1 protein-coding gene is annotated in these 2,859 nt (G+C 39.1%); it reads left to right on the forward strand.

Annotated features, from left to right (window positions below; all coding sequences use genetic code 11):
- Window positions 1-2,859, forward strand: a 2,859-nt coding sequence (locus tag ACY651_RS14385) for an alpha-2-macroglobulin family protein (protein ID WP_462253944.1), incomplete at both ends; no start/stop codon positions are given.

A 2,859-nucleotide genomic window follows, 5' to 3' on the forward strand; every position in this document is an offset into this window, starting at 1 on the left:
ATTTGCGGAATCAGCGGGAGAACAAGACCGTGGGGGTATGGCCATGAGTTATGCATTTGTACAACACAACCGCATTTACAAAGGTGGCGAAAGTTTTGATATTCCCTGGAGCAATAAAGAATTAAATATTACTTACTCCACATTCAGAGATAAATTATTACCCGGCGCCAACGAAAAATGGACGGTAAAAATTACCGGCAACAAAGGAGAAAAAGTTGCCGCAGAAATGTTGGCCGGCATGTACGATGCATCGTTAGACCAGTTTAAACCGCATAGCTGGAACAGGATAAATATCTGGCCATCTTTATACAATACGATTGGCTGGCAAGAGAATGGATTTGAAAAAGTGGAGAGTGAAGAGTATAATGAAGCAGAAGAAAAATATCGAGGAGTTTACAATAAAAGTTACGATTATTTGGCTTTTATTGAGCCAAATGGCAATTTAACTGAAGGCTATTTTTCTCATGATATGAATGCCAGTGTAAGGTTTGCAGCACCCGCTATGTCACGTGGTGTTGCAGTTCAAATGTCTGATTCGTCAGGAGTTCAATCAGGTCTTACATTTAGTATGTCAACTAAAAAATGGAAAGAAAGTGATCAAGGTGAAATGTTTGTGAATGGGGAGCGTCTTAAAAAAAATGAAGAAGATAAATCTGCTAATAACAACGATGCCATCCAAATCCGCAAAAACTTTAACGAAACTGCTTTCTTCTTTCCTGATTTAAGAACAGATGCCGAGGGCAATACCAGTTTTGAATTTACCATTCCTGAAGCATTAACCAAATGGAAACTGATGACAATGGCACATACCAAAGATTTAGCAAGCGGCTACAGCGAAAAAACTTTGGTAACACAAAAACCATTAATGGTACAACCCAATGCACCACGCTTTTTACGTGAAGGCGATGCCATGGAGTTCAGTGCAAAAATTGTAAACCTTGGCGAAGCAGAAGTAACCGGCACCGCACAATTAGAATTATTGGATGCCGCCACCAACAAACCGGTAGATGGCTGGTTTAAAAATGTTTTTCCCACGCAATATTTTACCGTTGCAGCAGGGCAAAGTTTTGCAGTAAAATTTCCGATGGAAGTGCCGTTTAATTTTAACAGCGCAATGACGTACCGCATCATTGCAAAAACTTCCAACGCAAGTGATGGTGAAAAAATGGCGCTGCCTGTTTTAACCAATCGCATGCTGGTTACAGAATCATTGCCGATAAATTTGCGTAATCAAACCACAAAAACTTTTCAGTTTGATAAATTATTAAACAGTGGCAGCAGTACAACCCTGTCTCATCATGCACTAACAGTTGAATACACCAGCAACCCTGCATGGTATGCCGTGCAGGCATTACCTTATTTAATGGAATATCCTTACGAATGTGCCGAGCAAACTTTTAACCGTTATTATGCAAACGTTTTGGCAACTTATATCAGTAACAGCATGCCAAAAATTAAAACGGTATTTGAAAAATGGAAGACTGTTGATACCGCTGCATTACTTTCCAACCTGCAAAAAAATGAAGAATTAAAATCAGCCCTGTTGCAGGAAACGCCGTGGGTAATGGATGCACTGAATGAAAATCAACAAAAGAAAAATATTGCATTGTTGTTTGATATGGTGAAGATGAGCAGCGAAATGGATAAGCAGTTTAACAAGCTAAAGGATATGCAAAGCAGCAACGGTGGTTTTGTTTGGTTTAAAGGCGGTCCAGATGACCGTTACATTACACAATACATCATCACCGGCATTGGCCATTTGAGAAAATTAAATTCATTAACCGGTGACAGTTATCAAAAAATAAAACCGGTTGCAGATAAAGCCATTGTTTATCTGGATAAAAAAATAAAAGAAGATTACGATAATTTGATCCGCTCAAAATCTAAATTAAGCAATGATAATTTAAGCGATATTCAAATTCAGTATTTGTACATGCGTAGTTTTTTTGGGGAGTATAAAATTGCAACTGCATCACAAACCGCTTACAATTATTATAACGGACAGGCAAAAAAATACTGGCTCAGCAACAGTAAATATATGCAGGCCATGATTGCGTTGGTATTGCACCGCACTAAAGACGAAGTGACACCAAAAGCCATTCTTAAATCATTAAAAGAAAATGCCATTGTTAAAGAAGAGATGGGCATGTACTGGAAAGAGTGGACTAACGGCGGCTATTACTGGCAGCAGGCACCAATAGAAAGCCAGGCGATGATGATTGAAGCATTCAGTGATATTGAAAAGAACAACACTACCGTTGACGATTTAAAAACCTGGTTGCTAAAACAAAAGCAAACCCAAAACTGGAAAACCACCAAAGCTACTGCTGAAGCATGTTATGCGTTATTAATAAGCCCCCTAACCCTCGAAGGGGGAACTCTGCAGTCTTCAATTTTAGAAAGTGAACCTCATATTGAGATAACACTGGGCAAAGTCTCATTTAAAAGTACTGATTCAAAAACAGAAGCAGGTACAGGGTATTTCAAAAAACAGATTGAAGGAGCTAAAGTAAATCCGGCTATGGGGAATATTACAGTATCCGCAAAATCATCAGGTTCTGCAATCCCCCCTTCGGGGGGGCAGGGGGGCTGGGGTTCTGTTTACTGGCAATACTTTCAAGATCTTGATAAAATAACTTCCGCAGCAACACCTTTAAAATTAAAGAAGCAATTATTTATGGAACGCAATACCGATAAAGGCCCAACATTGGTTGCCCTGCAAGATGGCGCCTTATTAAAAGTAGGTGATAAAATAAAAGTGCGTATAGAATTAAAAGTTGACCGTGATATGGAATACGTACACATGAAAGATATGAGAGCGGCTTGTATGGAACCGGTAAATGTAATCAGTCAGTACAA

Origin of the sequence: Ferruginibacter sp., assembly GCF_031391665.1 — a bacterium.
Classification (GTDB): Bacteria; Bacteroidota; Bacteroidia; order Chitinophagales; family Chitinophagaceae; genus Ferruginibacter.